Origin of the sequence: Mesorhizobium sp. M0663, assembly GCF_040320585.1 — a bacterium.
Taxonomy (GTDB): domain Bacteria; phylum Pseudomonadota; class Alphaproteobacteria; order Rhizobiales; family Rhizobiaceae; genus Mesorhizobium.
Genome location: NZ_JAMYPX010000001.1, coordinates 59769 through 77500, shown reverse-complemented (window position 1 = coordinate 77500; position 17732 = coordinate 59769). Strand labels below are relative to the sequence as shown.

Below are 17732 nucleotides of genomic sequence, written 5' to 3'. Positions count from 1 at the left end.
CGCAGCCCGATGGCGACGACCAGGCGTCTGACGAATCCGAGCTGCTTTACGTCTCCGCGACTTTCGGCGGCACGACGCGAAATTTCTACCGTTTCCAGATGCAGGACGGCAGCACCGACTACTTCGACGAAAACGGCAGCAGCGCCGAGCAGTTTCTGTTGCGCAATCCCTTGCCCAATGGCCGGTTTACGTCCGGGTTCGGTGCCAGGCGTCACCCCATTTTGGGGTATGTGAAAATGCACACCGGCACCGACTGGGCAGCTCCCGTGGGATCGCCGATCATTGCCGCGGGCAATGGCGTCGTCGAAAAAGCCGGCTGGGCCGGTGGCTATGGCAAGCAGATCATCTTGCGTCACGCCAATGGCTACGAGACGTCCTACAATCACCAGAGCGCCTTTGCCAAAGGCATCGAGCCGGGTGTTCGCGTTCGCCAGGGTCAGGTTATCGGCTATCTCGGCTCAACCGGCCTCTCCACCGGTCCGCATCTTCATTACGAACTGATCGTCAACGGCACAAAGGTCGATTCGATGCGCGTCCGCCTACCGGTCGGTAAGACGCTGAAGGGCGACGACCTCGTCGCCTTCAAGCGCGAGCGCGAACGCATCGACGACCTGCTCAAGCAGGAAGACAGCAATCAGTTGAAGGTCGCGAGCGCCAAGATCGAAGGCTGAGCCGACGTTTTTCGTCGTCAGCCCTGCTGATTCGCCGTGTCGCGCGCCCATGGCAGCCGCTCGCCGGAAACCGTCGTCCACGCGGTGATTGCCGAAAACAGGCAAAGCAGCGCGGTCACCGCGGCAACGGCGGCGAATGCCGCGTCGCTGGCGGCAAGTCGTGCCGCATCGAGGCCGGGCGCCAGGCCGGCTGGCGGCGGTTCGCCGAAACCCGGAATGCCGGAGCCGGCAGCGGTGCCGAGCACGCCAGCATAGACCCAGGCCGCCAGCGATCCCATCGCCGCCACGGCAATCAGGCCGCCGATGCGCGAGACGGCGTTGTTGATGCCCGAGGCCGCACCCGTATCCTTGTCCTCGACCGCCGTCATGACGGCGGTCGACAGCGGCGATACCACCAGCGCCATGCCGAACCCCATCAGAGCCATCAGCGGGAATACCCCGATCCAGAAATTGTGGATGCCCCAATAGGCCAGCAAGGCAAGTCCGGCAAAGGCAAGAGCCACAACCAGACTGCCGCTGGCGATCGGAAAGCGAGGCCCGATGCGGTCGGACCACTGGCCGACCGGTCCGGACAACACTGCGATTAATGCCGACAGCGGCAGGAAGATGAAACCGACCTCGGCCGCGCTCAGCCCCCATCCGGCGATCATGAGCATCGGCAGATAGAACAGATTGGCCGACAGCGCGAAATAAAGGAAGAAGGTCGCCACATTGGCGCCCGCGAACGCGCCGATCCGAAACAACGACAGATCGATCATCGGCTCGCGCCGCCGGCGCTCGAAGACGATGAACACGACGAGCAAAACCGCACCGGCGGCAATACTCGGGCCGGACATCAGCCACTCCCCGTCGCCGCTCATCGAGGTCAGACCGTAAGCGAGAGCTCCGAACGCCAATATGGCGAGTGCAGCGCCGCCGAGATCGAGGCTGCGCTTTTCCGCCGGCGCGTCGGCAGGGACCTTGGCCAGCAGAAGATAGACCGAGATAAGGCCGAGCGGCAGATTGATGGCGAAGATCGCCCGCCAGATGCCGTCGCCGAACGCCGACAGCACGAAGCCGCCCAGCACCGGGCCGAGCGCCGTCGTCAGTGCTGATGCTGCGGCCCAGATGCCGATCGCCCGGCCGCGTTCCTTTTTCGGATAGGCTTTGGCGATAATGGCCAGGCTGCCCGGCACCATGATGGCCGCTCCGACACCCTGGATAGCCCGAAACGCAATAAGCACCGTCGGGTTAGGCGCCAGCGCGCAGGCAAGCGAGGCGGCAATGAACAGGACGATGCCGGCGACGAAGGAGGGGCGCAGGCCGAAGCGATCGCCGGCGGCGCCGCCGACGAGAATGAGGGCTGAGAGTGTCAATGCGTAGGCATTGGAAATCCATTGTGCCTCGGCGAGGCTGGCGCCGAGGTCGACGCGGATCGCCGGCGTCGCAATGGCTAGGACCGACCCGTCGATGAAGCCGAGCGCAGAAGCCAGGATCGCGGCGATCAGCACGAACCGCCGCTGCGCCTGCGGACAGAACGTATCGGCGGGAAGTGAGCCGGTCAGGGGAACGGCGCCGGTACCGACTTTGGTTGGCGTGTGCATGCCGCCTTACCTAGATCGCCGGCGCGCCGGCGACAACCGGCCAGCACGCTGTTCTCGTTGAAACCAGGCCCAACCTGGCCACACAGGCAGGATCACGCCGCTCAGGGTGCAAACGGCAAGTGCCGTGCTAAGCTTCTCGCAGCGCTACAGACAAGGGGGAAATACCGCATGAAACGACCGCTCGAACCCTCGGCGGAAGGACGCGGGCGCGTCGTCGGCATCACCGACGGCGTGTTCGCCATCGCGCTCACCCTGATCGTTCTCGAGATCAGGGTGCCGGCGCATGAAACGGTGCATTCCGAACGCGAGTTGATCACAGCGATCACAGCACTGGCGCCGCGCTTCCTGACCTATGCGCTCAGCTTCCTGACGCTGACCATCTTCTGGTTCGGCCAGCAGGCGCAACACGGGCTGATTGCAAAATCCGACCGGCGGCTTGCCACGCTGAACCTCTGTTTCCTCGGCTTCATCGCCTTGCTGCCGTTCTCGACCGACCTTCTCGCCGACTTCCTCGAATTCAGGACTGCGGTGCTCGTCTACTGGTTCAATCTTTTGATGCTCGGACTGACGCTGCTCGCCAGTTGGCGCTACGTGGACAAAAACGGATTTCTGGCCGAAGGTGTCGACGCGGAGACCACCCGAACGGTCTATCTGCGCATCGTCAAGGCACAGATCCTGTGGGCCGTCGGCGCTGCACTCTGCCTGATCAGCCCGTTGCTCAGCGTCGGCTTCATCCTGGTGGTGCAGCTGATCTATGCCGCAGCGCTGCGCGCGCCACTGCTGCGCAAGGTCATCGGGTGATTCGGGCGAAGGCGTTGCGCTTTAGTCGACGAACTCCACGATAACGCCGGGCGTCACGATCTTGGCAAGCTCGCGCGCGTCCCAATTGGTCAGCCGCACGCAGCCATGGCTTTCGGTCTTGCCGATCTTGGACGGATCCGGCGTGCCGTGAATGCCGTAGGTCGGCTTGTCCAGCGCAATCCAGACCGAGCCGACCGGGCCGTTCGGCCCCGGCGGGATGGTCAGGATCCTGTCGTTTTCGCCCTGCTTGAAATTGATGTTCGGGTTGTAGGTGTAGTTCGGGTCCAATGCGACACGCGACACCGCATGCGTGCCGGACGGCGACGGCGTGTCGGACGAGCCGATAGTCGCCGGATAGGCTGCGACCAGCTTGCCCGCCGCATCATAGGCGCGGACCTGCTTATTGGACTTGTCGGCGATGATGCGCGCCACCGGCGTCGCCACCAGCCTGCCGAAATTGGCGACCTTGATGATGGTGCCCGGACGATTGAAATTGGCGTCCGGATTGAGCTTGTTCAGATAGGTTTCATCCATATGAAAGCGCTCGGCCAGCGCTTCGGGTACCGACGTGTAGCCCATCCGATCGAGCTGGGCCTTTTGGCTGTAGTCCTCCGGTATCGAGGCGACATAGGGACCGGCCGCATCCTCGGGCGTGATCGTATAGGAGGCGAAGGCATCGCCGCCGGATTGCGCCAGGGCCGCCTGGATGCCGATTGCGTCGGTCGATTTCAGATTGCTGCCGGTGATCTCATTATAGGCGGCGAGCGCCTTGTCGACATTCGAGCCGAAGCGTCCGTCGATGACGCCGGGCGATGCACCGGCACGGTCGAGCAGCACCTGCAGTGCCGCCACGTCCTCGCGGGCGCCGAGCGCAAGCGACGGGTCGACCGCCGTCTTGCCGCCAGTGCTTGGCGGCGGGGCTGTGTCTGGCGGTAAGGCCGCCTGCTCGTTCGGCACCGTCGGCTCGACCGGCTCGATCGAGGCCTCGTTGAGCGGCTGGCGCTCGATGGTGCGCGGCTTTACCGGCTGCGCTGCCTCCGGATAACCGTTGCCGTAGCCGTCATCCCGTGGCGCTTCGGGGAAGGCTTCCACCGAATTGTCGCCATAGGGGTCGTACTCGTCAGCCGGCGGTATGATGACCCTGCCCCCGTCTTCCATCTGCCTGCGGCGGAACCGCGCCGTGTCCTCAGGGTCGTCGAGATAATAGGGGTCGTCCTCGACCGGTCCGAGGTTGCGCAAGCGCTCGCGGCGCAAGGCGCGGCGGTCGAGCCTGGTCTGCGGCGGCTGGATGGCGATGACCTTGCCGGTCTCCGCATCGACGATGACGCGGTTTCCCCTGGCATCGTAGTAGATATCGAGATTGCCGTTCTGGGCGACAAGAATGCCGCCGCCATTGGCGGCACGAACCACCCGTGGCGCGGTATCCACTATTGGCGAGGCCATCGCATTCGACGCCAGCAGCCCGGCAGCAAGCGCTGAAAGGGTGAAGATGGTGCGCAACATGATGGCCAAATTCTCCGGTCCGTAATTGCCGCCGCCGGCATTGTCTCTTCAAAGCGCCGCGCGTCTTTTTCGACGCGCAAAGGACGCTCTAACGCTTTAAATCTCCGAATCGTGCTTTGCGAAAATCAAAACTCGATTTCGGGCCGATGTGGTAGGCGAACCCCCTCGCCAGCAAATCAGTTGCCAACGATAAGGTTCCAATATGAACCGGGCATGAAGATGGCGGATTTCTGACCGATTAACCGGCAGCGAGTCCCAATTCCTTGCGCGCCTGCTTCGTCAGCTTCAGCACGACAAGACGGTGGCTTTCGCGCAGGTAATCCTTCAGCGCGCCATCATCCATGCTTTCGCCGGTCTGGCGCTGGATCCATTTCATGCCGCGTGAGGCAAGATAGGGCGCGGGCCGAAGGCCCGGCTGCTCCCTCAGCACGTCATAGGCGATGTCGGAGCATTTGAAGGTAACGAACGGCTCCTTGCCCTCACTCCAGCCGCCGATCGCGAAGACCTTGCCGCCGACCTTCCAGACATGGGCGCCGCCCCACTGCACGACATGGGTCGCCGAAGGCAGCGAGGCGCAGAAGCTGTTATAGTCGTCCAGCGTCATCTGCGCCCCGCCAGTGATGTTGGACCATGAACCGAAGGCCGGCGTAACAAAAGGGTATGCCGGTTTTTCGGAAAGGATCATGGTCGAGATTGAAGATAGGAATTCCATCCCGATTCGATCGGGATGGAACAGGCTCTTGGCTTGAGCTCAGGCGGCCGCTTCGGTTGCCACGACTGCCGGCTTCGAGCGGAAGTTCAAGCGGTCGGACCCAGCGGTGACCTTGACGGTTGAGCCGTCGAGGATCTCGCCGAGCAGGATCTTTTCCGCCAGGGGGTCCTGCAATTCCTTCTGCATCACCCGCTTCAGCGGCCGCGCGCCATAGGCCGGGTCGTAACCCTTGGCCGCTAGCCAGTCGATCGCCTCCTGATCGAGCGAAAGCGATATTTTGCGGTCAACAAGCAGGTTTTCCAGCCGCTTGAGCTGGATTTGGACGATCTGGCCCATATCCTGGCGGCGCAGCCGGTGGAACAGGATCACCTCGTCGATGCGGTTGAGGAATTCCGGCCGGAACGAAGCCCTGACGACATTCATCACCTCGTCGCGCACGACGTCGACATCCTGGTCCTCGCCGAGATTGACCAGATATTCGCCGCCGAGATTGGACGTCATGATGATCAGCGTGTTGCGGAAGTCGACCGTGCGGCCCTGCCCGTCGGTCAGCCGGCCGTCGTCCAGCACCTGCAGCAGCACGTTGAAGACATCCGGATGTGCCTTCTCGATCTCGTCGAACAGCACGACCTGATAGGGCCGGCGCCGTATCGCTTCGGTCAGCGCGCCGCCTTCCTCGTAGCCGACATAGCCGGGAGGCGCGCCGATCAGCCGGGCGACCGAATGCTTCTCCATGAACTCCGACATGTCGATGCGCACCATCGCGCTCTCGTCGTCGAAGAGGAAGCTGGCCAGGGCCTTGGTCAGCTCGGTCTTGCCGACACCCGTCGGCCCGAGGAACATGAACGAGCCGAGCGGCCGGTTCGGGTCCTGCAGGCCGGCGCGCGCACGGCGCACCGCTTTTGACACCGCCTGCACCGCCTCGCCCTGGCCGACGACGCGCTTGCCGACCTCGTCTTCCATGCGCAACAGCTTATCGCGCTCGCCTTCCAGCATCTTGTCGACCGGGATCCCCGTCCAGCGCGAGACGATATGGGCGACGTGATCGGGACCGACCACTTCCTCGACCATGCCGGCCTTGCCATCCCTGGCTTCAGCCTGCTTCAGCTGCTTTTCGAGTTCCGGGATCTTGCCATAAGCAAGTTCGCCGGCGCGCTGGAATTCGCCCTTGCGCTGGGCAATGGCAAGTTCGTTGCGGGCTTCGTCGAGCTGCTTCTTGAGGTCGGCGGCAAGCCCGAGCTTCTGCTTCTCGGCCTGCCATTTCGAGGTCAGCTCGGTCGATTCCTCCTCGAGGTTCGAGAGTTCCTTCTCGAGCCGGGCGAGCCGGTCTTTCGAGGCATCGTCCTTCTCGACCTTGAGCGCCTCGCGCTCGATCTTGAGCTGCATGATGCGGCGGTCGATCTCGTCCAGCGCCTCGGGCTTCGAATCGACCTGCATGCGGAGCCGCGAGGCGGCCTCGTCGACGAGATCGATCGCCTTGTCCGGCAGGAAGCGGTCGGCGATGTAGCGGTTGGACAGGGTTGCGGCCGCGACCAGTGCCGAATCCGAGATGCGCACCTTGTGGTGCTGCTCGTATTTCTCTTTCAGGCCGCGCAGGATCGAGACGGTGTCTTCGACCGTCGGCTCATTGACGAAGACCGGCTGGAAGCGGCGGGCAAGGGCCGCATCCTTCTCGACATGCTTGCGGTATTCGTCGAGCGTGGTTGCGCCGACACAATGCAGTTCGCCGCGGGCGAGCGCCGGCTTCAGCAGGTTCGACGCGTCCATGGCGCCATCCGCCTTGCCGGCACCGACAAGCGTGTGCATCTCGTCGATGAACAGAATGATGCCGCCGGCGGCAGACGTGACTTCGGAAAGCACCGCCTTCAGCCGCTCCTCGAACTCGCCGCGGTATTTGGCGCCGGCGATCAGCGACCCCATGTCGAGCGCCATCAGCTGCTTGTCCTTGAGCGATTCCGGCACATCGCCATTGACGATGCGCAGCGCCAGCCCTTCGGCGATCGCCGTCTTGCCGACGCCGGGTTCGCCGATCAGCACTGGGTTGTTCTTGGTGCGGCGCGACAGCACCTGGATGGTGCGGCGGATTTCGTCGTCGCGGCCGATGACCGGATCGAGCTTGCCCGCGCGGGCGTCCGCCGTCAGGTCGCGCGCGTATTTCTTCAGCGCGTCGTAGCCCTGCTCGGCGCTCGCCGAATCGGCAGTGCGACCTTTGCGTACGTCGTTGATGACCTGGTTCAGCGCCTGCGGCGTGACACCCGCCTTGGACAGGATGTCGGCGGTCTTGGCCGATTTTTCCATGGCCAGCGCCTGCAATAACCGTTCGACGGTAACGAAGCTGTCACTGGCCTTCTTGGCCAGTTCCTCGGCGGTCGAAAACACCTTTGCCAGCGGCTGCGCCAGATAGAGCTGGCCATTGCCGCCCTCGACCTTGGGCATTGACTCCAGTGCCGTTTCGACGCCGAGCTTGACGTCACGGACATTGCCGCCGGCGCGCTCGATCAGCGACGCAGCCAGGCCCTCGTCGTCATCGACAAGGACCTTGAGGATATGCTCGGGGGTGAATTGCTGGTGGCTGCGGGAGAGCGCCATGGTTTGCGCGGACTGGATAAAGCCGCGCACGCGCTCGGAATATTTTTCAAGATTCATGCCTGTCTCCTTCCGTCACCGGCCCGCTTCGCGGCACCGGATCAGATTGCGGTGACGGACCCGCCCGTTCGAGCCGGATCCTGTTCACGCAAGATATGGGACGCAAACCACGGACCCTCAAGACTCGACACTGGCGAACGCATAATATTCCGAGCGCGCAAACAAAAACGGCGGAGATTTCTCTCCGCCGCCTAGGGTAAACGATGCGCTAAGATCGCCTGAACGTTTCTTCGATCAATTCTCGACATCGGCAATAATAGGTTGACCGCCAGCGTCTTCAGCCGGCGCTGCATCGACCTTGCCAGCTTCGGCACTGTCAGGGCCGGCATTGTCGTTGCCGCCATTTGCCTGTTCGACATCGAGGCGCGGACGGCGCGGACGCCTGGGGCGGCGTGCCGGGCTGTTTTCGGCCGCGGCTTCGTTGAGCTCGGCCTGGGCGGCGAGACCCGCCGGCGAAAGGTTTTCGAATTGCGGTGCGGGCTCGCTCACAAAGACCGGCTCAGCGGCCGGTACGGGCTCCGCCTGCGCCGGCGTCTCGTCGCGCCGTGGCTGTTCGACGCGCTGGCCGCCCTGCTCGCCGCGCGCGCCATACTCGCCGCGCTGGCCGTTCTGGCCGTAACCGCCATTGGGGCGACGGTCGCGGTGGCGTCCGCCATTGTTGTCGCGGCCGTCACGGTTGTCGCGGCCGCCCCGATTGTCGCGGCTGTTTTCCTGGTTCAGCGCCAGCTCGGCCGGCGTGCCATCGATGACCGGCTGCGGGCCGGCCCCGTGATTGGCCGAAGCCGATGCCTCGTTGGCATTGTTGTTGCCGGCATTGTCGAACTCGTCGCGATCCTCGTCGCCGTCATCGTCGAAATCGTCGCGATTCTGCTGGGCGTTCTGGATCGGCATCTGCGCCTGAGCGGCTGCGATGATGCGGTTATAGTGCTCTGCATGCTGGAGATAGTTTTCCGCCATCACCCGGTCGCCGGAGCTTTGCGCGTCACGGGCAAGGGTTGCGTACTTCTCGGCAATCTGCTGAGCCGATCCGCGGATCTTCACGTCCGGGCCGTTGCTCTCATAGTTACGCGTCAGGGGATTCGGCCCCTTACGATTGTTGTTGTTATTGTTGTTGCCGCCGCCGCCACTGTTGTTGCGACCGCGCATGCGCCTGTTTTGCTGTTGTGGCCTCATTAGACTCTCTTCACTTTGAAATTTTCGAAAAACTCTTCACGAACGGAGGCGCTCATACGGCCAGCCGTTTCGTTCCTTCACCGGCGTTCGCCCGCATCAATTGCGTTGGCGCCACGTGCCATCCTGTTCCGGTTACTTCACTTGCCGGACGATTCCCGCACGAAGCTTGGGCGTCGTTTGCGCAAGAAGGCAGCTATTTCCAAGGAAAACCGAATCGCTAAGAGCACTGCCTGCTTCGTCTCATCCGGTTAACGCGACCCTAGCCGCATTCCCCGGTATTGCCAAGCGCTTTTTTCGCACTGCATCACGGCTTCCACCGTTCGAACACAAGAACTCTGTCGTTTCCGCCGAGATCACGAAACACCCCGACCGAACGGTACCCGGCCGCGGAGAATATCTCCGTAACCTGTTGGTGCTGCGTATGGCCGATCTCGACCGCAATCCTGCCTTGGAGTTCCAAATACGCTGCCGCTCCCGCGGCGATCTTCCTGTAGGGGCTCAGACCGTCCACGCCGCCATCGAGGGCCTGGCGTGGATCGAAACCGCGGACCTCGTCCTGCAGATTTCCAATGTCGTCTGAGGGTATATAGGGAGGGTTTGCGACAATTACATGGTACAGGCCAGAAACTTTTTCAAACCAGTCGGATTTGACCGGCGTGAACCGGCCGACGAGCCCCAATTCCCCGGCATTACGCATGGCTGTGGCCAGCGCCTCCTGCGAAATGTCAACGCCGGTGGCGGTCGCGGCCGGAACGGCGCTGAGCAGCGCCAGCGCGATGGCACCGGTACCGGTCCCTAGATCGAGGATGCGGCAGCCGCCCTCGCGTGCCGCCATTGCCTTGACGAAGGGCAGTATAGCCTCGACCAGCGTTTCGGTATCCGGCCGCGGCTCCAGCGTTTGCGGCGAAAGCGAAAGGCGCAAGCCGTAGAATTCGCGGTAGCCAAGGATCCGGTGTACCGGCTCGCCGGCGATGCGCCGCCGCAAGGCGGCTTCGATTACCGCCGTCACGTCCGTATCGACAGCGCGCCCGGGATCGGCGATGGCCTGCGTGCGACTGGTGCCGGAAAAATGCTCGACGATCAGCCTGGCATCGAGCGCCGGATCCGCGATCCCGGCTGCGGCGAGCCGGTTTCGCGCCTCCCGCAGCAGCGGCGCCAGCGTGGCGGGCAGGCTGTCAGCCATCGATGCCGATATCGGCGAGCAGCTTCGACTGGTGATCGGCTATCAGCGCGTCGATGATCTCGTCGAGTTCGCCCATCATCACCCGGTCGAGCTTATAGAGCGTCAGGTTGATACGATGATCGGTGACGCGACCCTGCGGAAAATTATAGGTGCGGATGCGTTCCGAGCGGTCGCCCGAGCCGACCTGCGACTTGCGCGATTCGGAACGTTCCTCGTCCGCCTTGCTGCGCTCGAGGTCGTAGAGCCTGGCGCGCAGGATCTGCATGGCCTTCGCCCGGTTCTGGTGCTGCGACTTTTCCGCCTGCACCACCATGATGCCGGTCGGCAGATGGGTGATGCGCACGGCCGAATCGGTGGTGTTGACGTGCTGGCCGCCGGAACCCGAGGCGCGCATCGTGTCGATGCGGATGTCTTCGGCCCTGATGTCGATGTCGACCTCTTCGGCTTCCGGCAGCACCGCGACCGTCGCCGCCGAGGTATGAATGCGTCCGCCCGCCTCGGTCGTCGGCACGCGCTGCACCCGGTGCACGCCGGATTCGAACTTCAGATGGGCAAAGACGCCCTTGCCCGAAACGGTGGCGATGATTTCCTTGTAGCCGCCGACCTCACCCTCGCTGGCCGACACCGTCTCGAAACGCCAGCCATGCGCCGCGGCATAGCGCTCGTACATGCGAAACAGGTCGCCGGCGAAAAGCGCCGCCTCGTCGCCGCCGGTGCCGGCGCGGATCTCGAGGATGGCGTTCTTGTCGTCGGCGGCATCCTTGGGCAACAGCAGGATCTGGATGTCCTTCTGCAGCGCCTCGATGCGATGCTTGACCTCCGGCAGGTCGGCCTCGGCCAAGGCGCGCATCTCGGCGTCGGTGCCCTTGTCGGCGAGCATCGCCTCCAGATCGGCCTGTTCGCGCTCGGCGGCGCGCAGCGCCCTGATCTTTGCCACCATCTCCTGGATGTCGGCATATTCGGAGGCCATCCTGACATAGGCGTCCGGCGCTGGCCCGGCCGACATCTGCGCTTCGAGCATGTCGAAACGCTTGACGACTTGATCCATACGGTCGCGGGGCAGGTTGATCATGGCGAAGTCTATAGCGGTATCGAGCGGTCATCGGCAAAGGCTTGCAGCAGCGCCCGCATCGGCAGGCCATGCGCCGGCGCCATCAGATTGTCGTCGAAGAACGCTTCCAGTTCGCTGAGCGGCAGTTCCGTCAGCATCGCCTTGACCGGGCCGATCGATGCCGGCGACATCGAGATCGAGCGATAGCCAAGGCCGATCAGCGCCATCGCCGAGATCGGCTTGCCGGCAAGTTCGCCGCACAGGGTCACCGGCGTCTGGTTGCGAGCCCCGGCATCGGCAATTTGCTTCAAAACACGCAGGAACGGCGTCGACAGCGGGTCGAAGCGGTCGGACAATTGGGTATTGCCACGGTCCACCGCCATGACGAACTGGAACAGGTCGTTCGAGCCGACCGAGACGAAATCGACCGCCTTCATCAACTCGTCGAGCTGGAACAGCAGCGACGGCACCTCCAGCATCGCCCCCACCTTAAGGCTGGTCGGCAAATGATGGGCAAAGCGCGACAAATGCCGGACCTCGCGATCGATGATCTCGCGCGCCTGCACGATCTCACCGAGTTCCGTCACCATTGGCAGCATCAGCTTCAGTTCGCGCCCGCCGCACGCCTTGAGCAGCGCGCGGATCTGGGTGCGCAGCAGGCCAGGCCGGTCGAGCGTCAGGCGGATGGCGCGCCAGCCGAGCGCCGGGTTCTCCTCCTGGATCGAGCCCTTGAAATAGGGCAGCACCTTGTCGCCGCCAATATCGATGGTGCGGAACGTCACCGGCTTGTCGCGCGCCGCCTCGAGCACGTCACGGTACAAGCGCTCCTGGGCTTCCGCGCGCGGAAAGGTCGAGGCGACCATGAATTGCAGCTCGGTGCGGAACAGGCCGATGCCGGCCGCGCCCGCTTCGGCCAGTTGCGGCAGGTCGACCGCCAGCCCGGCATTCATCAGAAGGTCGACCTGGACACCGTCCTTGGTCACCGACGGCTTCTTGCGCAGCTCGCGGTAGACCTCCTGCCGCCGCGCCCGGAAACGCACTTTCTCGGCATAGGCCGCCTCGAGGTCGGGCTGCGGGCGCAGATGGATCGCGCCTTCCTCGCCGTCGACGATGATGGCATCGCCGTTTTCCGCCATGGAAACGGCGCCCTTCATCTGGCCGGCGACCGGTATGCCCATGGCCCGCGCCACGATGACGACATGGCTGGTCGCGGCGCCGTCCTCCAGCACCAGCCCGCGCAGCTTGTCCCTGGGATAATCGAGCAGCTCCGCAGCACCCATGGAGCGGGCGACGATGATGGCGTCCTTGGGCAGCGAGGCCGCGACGTCCTCCGGTCCGCGCCCCATCAGCTGCCGCAGCAGCCGATTGGCGAGATCGTCGAAATCGCTCATCCGTTCGCGCAGATACGGATCGGTCATGTGCAGCATGCGGGCACGCATGTCGCTCTGCACCTTTTCGACCGCCGCTTCGGCCGTCAGGCCGTTGCGGATCGCCTCCTCGAGCCGGCGCACCCAGCCGCGGTCGTTGGCGAACATGCGATAGGCTTCGAGCACCTGGCGATGCTCGCCCTCGAAGGCGACGTCGCGGCGCTCCAGCATGTCGTCGATGGAGAGCCTGAGCGAGCCGAGCGACGCGTCGAGCCGCCTGACCTCTTCCTCGCTGTCCTCGTTGAAAAGATTGGTGACGACGATGCGCGGCTCGTGCAGCACCACATGGCCGAGCCCGACGCCTTCGTTGAAGGACAGGCCGGTAAAGCTTACCGGGCGGCGCAGATCGAGCTCTAGGCCGGGCCTTGTCAGCCGCTCCAGATCGCCGGTGGCGATCATCTCGGCGATCACCATCGCCGTCGTTTCCAGCGCCTCGACCTCGTCGTCGCGATAATGGCGCATGGTCTTGTTCTGCACGACCAGGACGCCGAGTGTCCGCCCTGCCCGCAGCACCGGCACGCCGAGGAAGGAATTGTATATCTCTTCCCCTGTCTCCGGCAGGTAGGCGAAGGCAGGATGCTCCTGTGCGTTGGAGAGGTTGAGCGGCCGCGCCGAGGCCGCGATCGTGCCGACCAGGCCTTGCCCCAGCCTGAGCTGCGCCAGGTGGACGGCGTTCGGGTTCAGGCCTTCGGTGGCGTAGAGTTCGAGCACCGAATCGGCGCGCAGCACATAGAGCGAGCAAACCTCGGCAACCATGTTGGAGGCGATGTCGCGCACGATTCGGTCAAGCCGCTCCTGCGGCTCCAGCGGCTCTTGCATGAGCTCGCGGAGCCGTTTCAGCAAAACGCGCGGGCCACTGGCCGAATCACGCATCGCGGCTTCTTCTCCAATAGCGTTTCAACCGGTGCAGGTTGCCCTGCACAGCGGCACAAACGCAACAACTCAATTAGAGCGCCATCGTCCAATTGGACGCATAAAGACCGCTCCAAGATTTTCGATCCGCTGCATCCTGCCTTCCGAAAATCGATTCCGATTTCGGGCCGATGCAGTCCGCTACTGCTTATCCAGACCGTACACGGAATGCAAAGTGCGAACTGCTAGTTCCGTATAGGGACCGTCGATCAGGATCGAAATCTTGATTTCGGACGTCGTGATGGCGCGGATGTTGATCGCGCGGTCGGCAAGCGCCTTGAAGGCGGTAGCGGCGACGCCGGCATGGCTGCGCATGCCGATGCCGATGACCGAGACCTTCGACATGCCGGCTTCCGACTGCACCACGTCGTAGCCGATCGTCGCCTTCAGCCGCTCGAGCACGGCGAGCGCCTTGTCGACGTCGCCGGATGGCACGGTGAAGGTCATGTCAGTGAACTTGCCGTCCTCGGAGATATTCTGGACGATCATGTCGACATTGATGTTGGCCTCGGCCAGCGGCCCGAAAATGCCGGCGGCGACGCCCGGCCGATCGCCGACGCGGCGCAACGAAATCTGCGCCTCGTCCTTGGCGTAGGCAATTCCGGTGACGACCTGCTGTTCCACGATCTCTTCCTCGTCGCAAATAAGCGTTCCCGGCGGATTAAGCAAATCCCCCATTCCTGGTGCGTCGGGATCGTCGAAGGACGACCGCACGAAAGTACGCACCCTGTGCACCATGGCAAGCTCGACCGAGCGCACCTGCAGGACCTTGGCGCCGAGCGAGGCCATTTCGAGCATTTCCTCGAACGAAATCTTGGCCAGCCGCCGCGCCTTCGGCTCGATGCGCGGATCGGTCGTATAGACCCCGTCGACGTCGGTGTAGATATCGCAGCGGTCGGCCTTGACCGCTGCCGCGATGGCGACTGCGCTGGTATCGGAGCCGCCACGACCGAGTGTCGCGATCCGATTGTCCGGCCCGATGCCCTGGAAACCGGCAACCACCGCCACCTGGCCTTCGCCGAAGCGCTTGATCAAGAACGCGCCGTCGATGTCGAGAATGCGCGCCGCGCCATGCGCGTTGTCGGTCTTGATCGGGATCTGCCAGCCTTGCCAGGAGCGGGCATGCACGCCGATATTCTGCAGCGCGATCGCCAGCAAGCCGGCAGTGACCTGCTCGCCGGAGGCGACCACGGCGTCATATTCACGCGCATCGTGCATCGGCGAGGCCTCGCGCGTCCATTGCACGAGCTCGTTGGTCTTGCCGGCCATCGCCGAGACCACGACGGCGACCTCATGGCCGGCGTCGACCTCGCGTTTGACATGACGCGCCACATTGCGGATGCGGACGATGTCGGCGACGGACGTTCCGCCGAATTTCATCACGATGCGCGCCATAGAAGCGAAATGCCTTTGACTGGATGCCGGACCGAAGGCCGAAAAGCGGAAAAATGCGCCAAGCTGTGGCCGGGCGCTCAATGCGCGGCCTCCTTAGCCAAATGATCGCGGTTTCGCAAGGCATGCCGCCGCTGCCGGCCAGGCGACACACGAGCACAGCGTCACGCCTGCACTGCCTCTTGGCAAATGCCGCTCGCTTCAGCCCAGCTGTGCCGTGGCTCTCCACAGGCGCGGATAATCGAGGACGAAACCGAGCGGCGAGACCTCCAGTGTCTCGTGGTAGCCGAACATCGGGGCGGCATAGGCGTAATGTGCAGCATCGACGCGCTGATAGGTTTGCTCGAGGCGAACGAGCCTGAGTTCGGGAAATGTCAGATAGGCCGCCGGGGCGGGCGTCGCCGTGCCGACATCGAGGGCAAAACGGCGAAGCGCCAAAAGGTTCGTTGCGGGCGTGAAGCCGAGATCGACATCGATGAGACCGTCGACTTCCGCTTGATGCTCGCCGTTCAGCGTCCATTGGCGCTCGGTCAGCCGGTCGATCCTGTAATGCAGCTCTTGCGTGCCGAGAAAGCCGTCGGCGCGCGCCGATCGTGTATGCCAATCGGCGTCGCAGTCCGCCTCGTAGGCGATGCTGCACGGCTCGCCGTCCTGGACGAAAAGCGCCTGTCCCCTGAGGTTCCACCCAGAGCCCGATTCCGACAGAAGGCAAGCGTCGTGGCCTTCCTGGTCAAGCCGGCGCCAAAGAATGGAAGCAACCGCTCGCATCATTGCGCACTCCTCCGAACCCGATGTCTCTGCTTCGTCCGCCAAAGCCTAGGCGTTTCCTTCCGGCACACCATCAACTGACACGTGCTGACACAAATGCAGCCGGCAAAAGGCGGCGCCGGAAGGCATCGCGCGCATCGCACCGCCGGCGGTGAATTTCGCGCCTTGACATTCGCAGCCTCGCGCCCGACTTCCTAGCGTCCGAGGAGACCACGCCATGCCAGAGCCCCGACGATCGACGATCGATGCCGGAGAGGTGGAACGCTTTTCCGCCCTTGCCGCCGAATGGTGGAACCCGAACGGCAAGTTCCGCCCGTTGCACAAGTTCAACCCGATCCGGCTTGCCTATATCCGCGACCAGGTGGCGGCCCGCTTCGGCCGCGATCCGCGTGCGGCACGGCCGTTCGAAGGCCTGCGCTTCCTTGACATCGGCTGCGGCGGCGGGCTTCTGTGCGAGCCGATGGCGCGGCTTGGCGCCGAAGTGGTCGGCGCCGATGCCTCCATCACCAACATCGAAGTGGCCAAGCTGCATGCGGCGGAAGTCGGCGTGAGCGTTGACTACCGCGCCACGACCGCGGAAGACCTGGCCGATGCCGGCGAAAAATTCGACGTCATCCTCAACATGGAAGTGGTCGAGCATGTCGCCAATGTCGATCTGTTCCTGGCCAAATGCGGCGAGATGGTCAAGCCTGGCGGCATCATGTTCGTCGCCACCATCAACCGCACGCTGAAGGCCCTGGGCCTGGCCATCATCGGCGCCGAATATGTGCTGCGTTGGCTGCCACGCGGCACCCACCAGTTCGGCAAGCTGGTGCGCCCCGAGGAACTGGAAAAGGCGCTTGCCGGCGCCGGCCTGACCGTCATCGACCGCACCGGCGTCACCTACAACCCGCTCGCCGACCGCTGGCAGCGCTCGAAGGACATGGACGTCAACTACATGGTGCTGGCGGAGAAGGCATCCGTCTGAAGCTTACGCCTTCTGGCCCCTATGGCCTCTGGCTTTGCGCCTTGGTGGTGATGAACACGCCGGCGGTGATGATGACGGCACCGGCCCAGGTCAGCAGTTGATAGCGCTCGCCGAGGAAGAGGGTCCCGGCAAACAGCCCGACCGCCGCCGCGACGTAGCCGATCTGGCTGAGATAGACCGGGCCGCCGACCGCTTGCAGGCGGAAGAAGAAGGCGAACATCGCCGAGGCTGATGCCACCTGTGCCGCAGCGACCAGCGGCACGCCGCCAAGCGAGCCGAATGCATTGCCGCCAAGCAGGACCAGAATGCCGGCAAACAGCATCAAGGCTGCTGCCAGATGGCTGCCGACGGCGAGCTCGATCGGGCCGGTGCCTTCGGGCCAGTCGACGGTACGGTAAATGTTGCCGGCGGCGAGGCTGACCGGGATGAGCAGGCCCATCGCAACCCAGAAAAATTCGGCCGGCTGGCCCGCTTCGCCGCGCGTCACCGCCACCATGACTGCGCCGACGAAACCGACGGCGATGCCGACGACGCCCAGCATGGTCGGGCGCCTGACGCCGAGCAGCATCGAGAACACCAGCGTGACGACCGGCGACAGCGTGAACATGATGCCGCTGTAGCCGGCGCCCAGATGCGGAATGGCTGAAAACATCAGCAGATTGGGGATTGCATATGAGACGGCCGCGGTGACGAAGAAATAGCGCAGCCTGTGCGGCGTAAGCCGCATGCGCTTCCCGTTGAGCAGCAATGCGCACAAAAGCACGCCGCCGGCACCAAGCGAGATGACGAAGGCCCAGACCATGGCGGCCACGCCGGCCGCCGTCGCGATCTTGCCGAACGGCAGCGTCAGGCCGAGCAGTCCACCGGTGACAACCAGAAGGCCAAGCGCCGAGTCCCAGAGAAATTTCATCGCACCGTCCCGTCGCCCGTTCGCGGCACTTGG

The 17732-nt window shown here is 63.9% G+C and carries 14 protein-coding genes (1 of these 14 only partly in view); 3 read left to right on the top strand and 11 right to left on the bottom strand.

The window, feature by feature from the left end; all coding sequences use genetic code 11:
- Positions 1-671, top strand: the final stretch of a protein-coding gene (locus NKI54_RS00410; RefSeq protein WP_352633844.1) for a M23 family metallopeptidase. Its footprint begins 1288 nt before the window's first position; only the last 671 of its 1959 coding nucleotides appear in the window; the start codon falls outside the window, past its left edge; its stop codon occupies positions 669-671.
- Between the two features lie 17 nt (positions 672-688).
- Here NKI54_RS00410 and NKI54_RS00405 read toward each other — a convergent pair whose 3' ends face one another.
- Positions 689-2254 (bottom strand): MFS transporter, encoded by a 1566-nt coding sequence (locus NKI54_RS00405; protein ID WP_352633846.1) that lies wholly within the window; start codon positions 2252-2254, stop codon positions 689-691.
- 168 nt (positions 2255-2422) lie between these two features.
- On the opposite strand from NKI54_RS00405, the gene NKI54_RS00400 reads away from it, so the two are divergent.
- The gene (locus NKI54_RS00400; protein WP_352633848.1) at positions 2423-3055 is read left to right on the top strand and encodes a TMEM175 family protein; all 633 of its coding nucleotides are present in this window, start codon (positions 2423-2425) and stop codon (positions 3053-3055) included.
- A gap of 21 nt (positions 3056-3076) precedes the next feature.
- Here the strand turns inward: NKI54_RS00400 and NKI54_RS00395 are convergent, their stop codons facing one another.
- The 9 genes from NKI54_RS00395 to NKI54_RS00355 all read right to left on the bottom strand — a co-directional run bounded on the left by NKI54_RS00395 (position 3077) and on the right by NKI54_RS00355 (position 15825).
- The gene (locus NKI54_RS00395; protein ID WP_352633851.1) at positions 3077-4558 is read right to left on the bottom strand and encodes a L,D-transpeptidase family protein; all 1482 of its coding nucleotides are present in this window, start codon (positions 4556-4558) and stop codon (positions 3077-3079) included.
- Positions 4559-4796: 238 nt separating this feature from the next.
- Positions 4797-5162 (bottom strand): MmcQ/YjbR family DNA-binding protein, encoded by a 366-nt coding sequence (locus NKI54_RS00390; protein ID WP_352456638.1) that lies wholly within the window; start codon positions 5160-5162, stop codon positions 4797-4799.
- Positions 5163-5309: 147 nt separating this feature from the next.
- The gene (gene clpB / locus NKI54_RS00385; protein ID WP_352633853.1) at positions 5310-7916 is read right to left on the bottom strand and encodes an ATP-dependent chaperone ClpB; all 2607 of its coding nucleotides are present in this window, start codon (positions 7914-7916) and stop codon (positions 5310-5312) included.
- A 234-nt stretch (positions 7917-8150) separates the two neighbouring features.
- A complete protein-coding gene (locus NKI54_RS00380) occupies positions 8151-9062 on the bottom strand; it encodes a DUF4167 domain-containing protein (protein WP_352594834.1) in 912 nt (303 codons plus the stop codon).
- Positions 9063-9393: 331 nt separating this feature from the next.
- On the bottom strand, positions 9394-10272 hold the full coding sequence (gene prmC, locus NKI54_RS00375; RefSeq protein ID WP_352621700.1) for a peptide chain release factor N(5)-glutamine methyltransferase: 879 nt from the start codon (positions 10270-10272) through the stop codon (positions 9394-9396).
- On the bottom strand, positions 10265-11344 hold the full coding sequence (gene prfA / locus NKI54_RS00370; RefSeq protein ID WP_352633855.1) for a peptide chain release factor 1: 1080 nt from the start codon (positions 11342-11344) through the stop codon (positions 10265-10267). The genes prmC and prfA overlap by 8 nt, the downstream gene beginning before the upstream one ends.
- Before the next feature lie 8 nt (positions 11345-11352).
- Positions 11353-13623 (bottom strand): phosphoenolpyruvate--protein phosphotransferase, encoded by a 2271-nt coding sequence (ptsP, locus tag NKI54_RS00365; protein WP_352621697.1) that lies wholly within the window; start codon positions 13621-13623, stop codon positions 11353-11355.
- Positions 13624-13803: 180 nt separating this feature from the next.
- Complete coding sequence (locus tag NKI54_RS00360; RefSeq protein WP_352634310.1) at positions 13804-15057, bottom strand: aspartate kinase; 1254 nt, start codon at positions 15055-15057, stop codon at positions 13804-13806.
- A 198-nt stretch (positions 15058-15255) separates the two neighbouring features.
- Positions 15256-15825, bottom strand: a complete 570-nt coding sequence (locus NKI54_RS00355; protein ID WP_352594824.1) for a putative glycolipid-binding domain-containing protein — start codon at positions 15823-15825, stop codon at positions 15256-15258.
- A gap of 214 nt (positions 15826-16039) precedes the next feature.
- Here NKI54_RS00355 and ubiG point away from each other — a divergent pair, with 214 nt between their 5' ends.
- Positions 16040-16789: a bifunctional 2-polyprenyl-6-hydroxyphenol methylase/3-demethylubiquinol 3-O-methyltransferase UbiG gene (gene ubiG, locus NKI54_RS00350; protein WP_352633858.1), complete on the top strand. Its 750-nt coding sequence runs from the start codon at positions 16040-16042 to the stop codon at positions 16787-16789.
- Between the two features lie 19 nt (positions 16790-16808).
- Here the strand turns inward: ubiG and NKI54_RS00345 are convergent, their stop codons facing one another.
- Positions 16809-17699 (bottom strand): DMT family transporter, encoded by an 891-nt coding sequence (locus NKI54_RS00345; RefSeq protein WP_352633860.1) that lies wholly within the window; start codon positions 17697-17699, stop codon positions 16809-16811.
- Positions 17700-17732: the final 33 nt, after the last annotated feature.

What these genes read in the sequence shown, in the direction of transcription:
- clpB (WP_352633853.1), bottom strand. Translation starts at nt 7,916, where the DNA reads ATGAATCTTGAAAAATATTCCGAGCGCGTGCGCGGCTTTATCCAGTCC.
- ptsP (WP_352621697.1), bottom strand. Translation starts at nt 13,623, where the DNA reads ATGCGTGATTCGGCCAGTGGCCCGCGCGTTTTGCTGAAACGGCTCCGC.
- ubiG (WP_352633858.1), top strand. Translation starts at nt 16,040, where the DNA reads ATGCCAGAGCCCCGACGATCGACGATCGATGCCGGAGAGGTGGAACGC.
- NKI54_RS00345 (WP_352633860.1), bottom strand. Translation starts at nt 17,699, where the DNA reads ATGAAATTTCTCTGGGACTCGGCGCTTGGCCTTCTGGTTGTCACCGGT.
- prfA (WP_352633855.1), bottom strand. Translation starts at nt 11,344, where the DNA reads ATGATCAACCTGCCCCGCGACCGTATGGATCAAGTCGTCAAGCGTTTC.
- NKI54_RS00400 (WP_352633848.1), top strand. Translation starts at nt 2,423, where the DNA reads ATGAAACGACCGCTCGAACCCTCGGCGGAAGGACGCGGGCGCGTCGTC.
- NKI54_RS00380 (WP_352594834.1), bottom strand. Translation starts at nt 9,062, where the DNA reads ATGCGCGGTCGCAACAACAGTGGCGGCGGCGGCAACAACAATAACAAC.
- NKI54_RS00390 (WP_352456638.1), bottom strand. Translation starts at nt 5,162, where the DNA reads ATGACGCTGGACGACTATAACAGCTTCTGCGCCTCGCTGCCTTCGGCG.
- NKI54_RS00360 (WP_352634310.1), bottom strand. Translation starts at nt 15,057, where the DNA reads ATGGCGCGCATCGTGATGAAATTCGGCGGAACGTCCGTCGCCGACATC.
- NKI54_RS00355 (WP_352594824.1), bottom strand. Translation starts at nt 15,825, where the DNA reads ATGATGCGAGCGGTTGCTTCCATTCTTTGGCGCCGGCTTGACCAGGAA.
- prmC (WP_352621700.1), bottom strand. Translation starts at nt 10,272, where the DNA reads ATGGCTGACAGCCTGCCCGCCACGCTGGCGCCGCTGCTGCGGGAGGCG.
- NKI54_RS00395 (WP_352633851.1), bottom strand. Translation starts at nt 4,558, where the DNA reads ATGTTGCGCACCATCTTCACCCTTTCAGCGCTTGCTGCCGGGCTGCTG.
- NKI54_RS00405 (WP_352633846.1), bottom strand. Translation starts at nt 2,254, where the DNA reads ATGCACACGCCAACCAAAGTCGGTACCGGCGCCGTTCCCCTGACCGGC.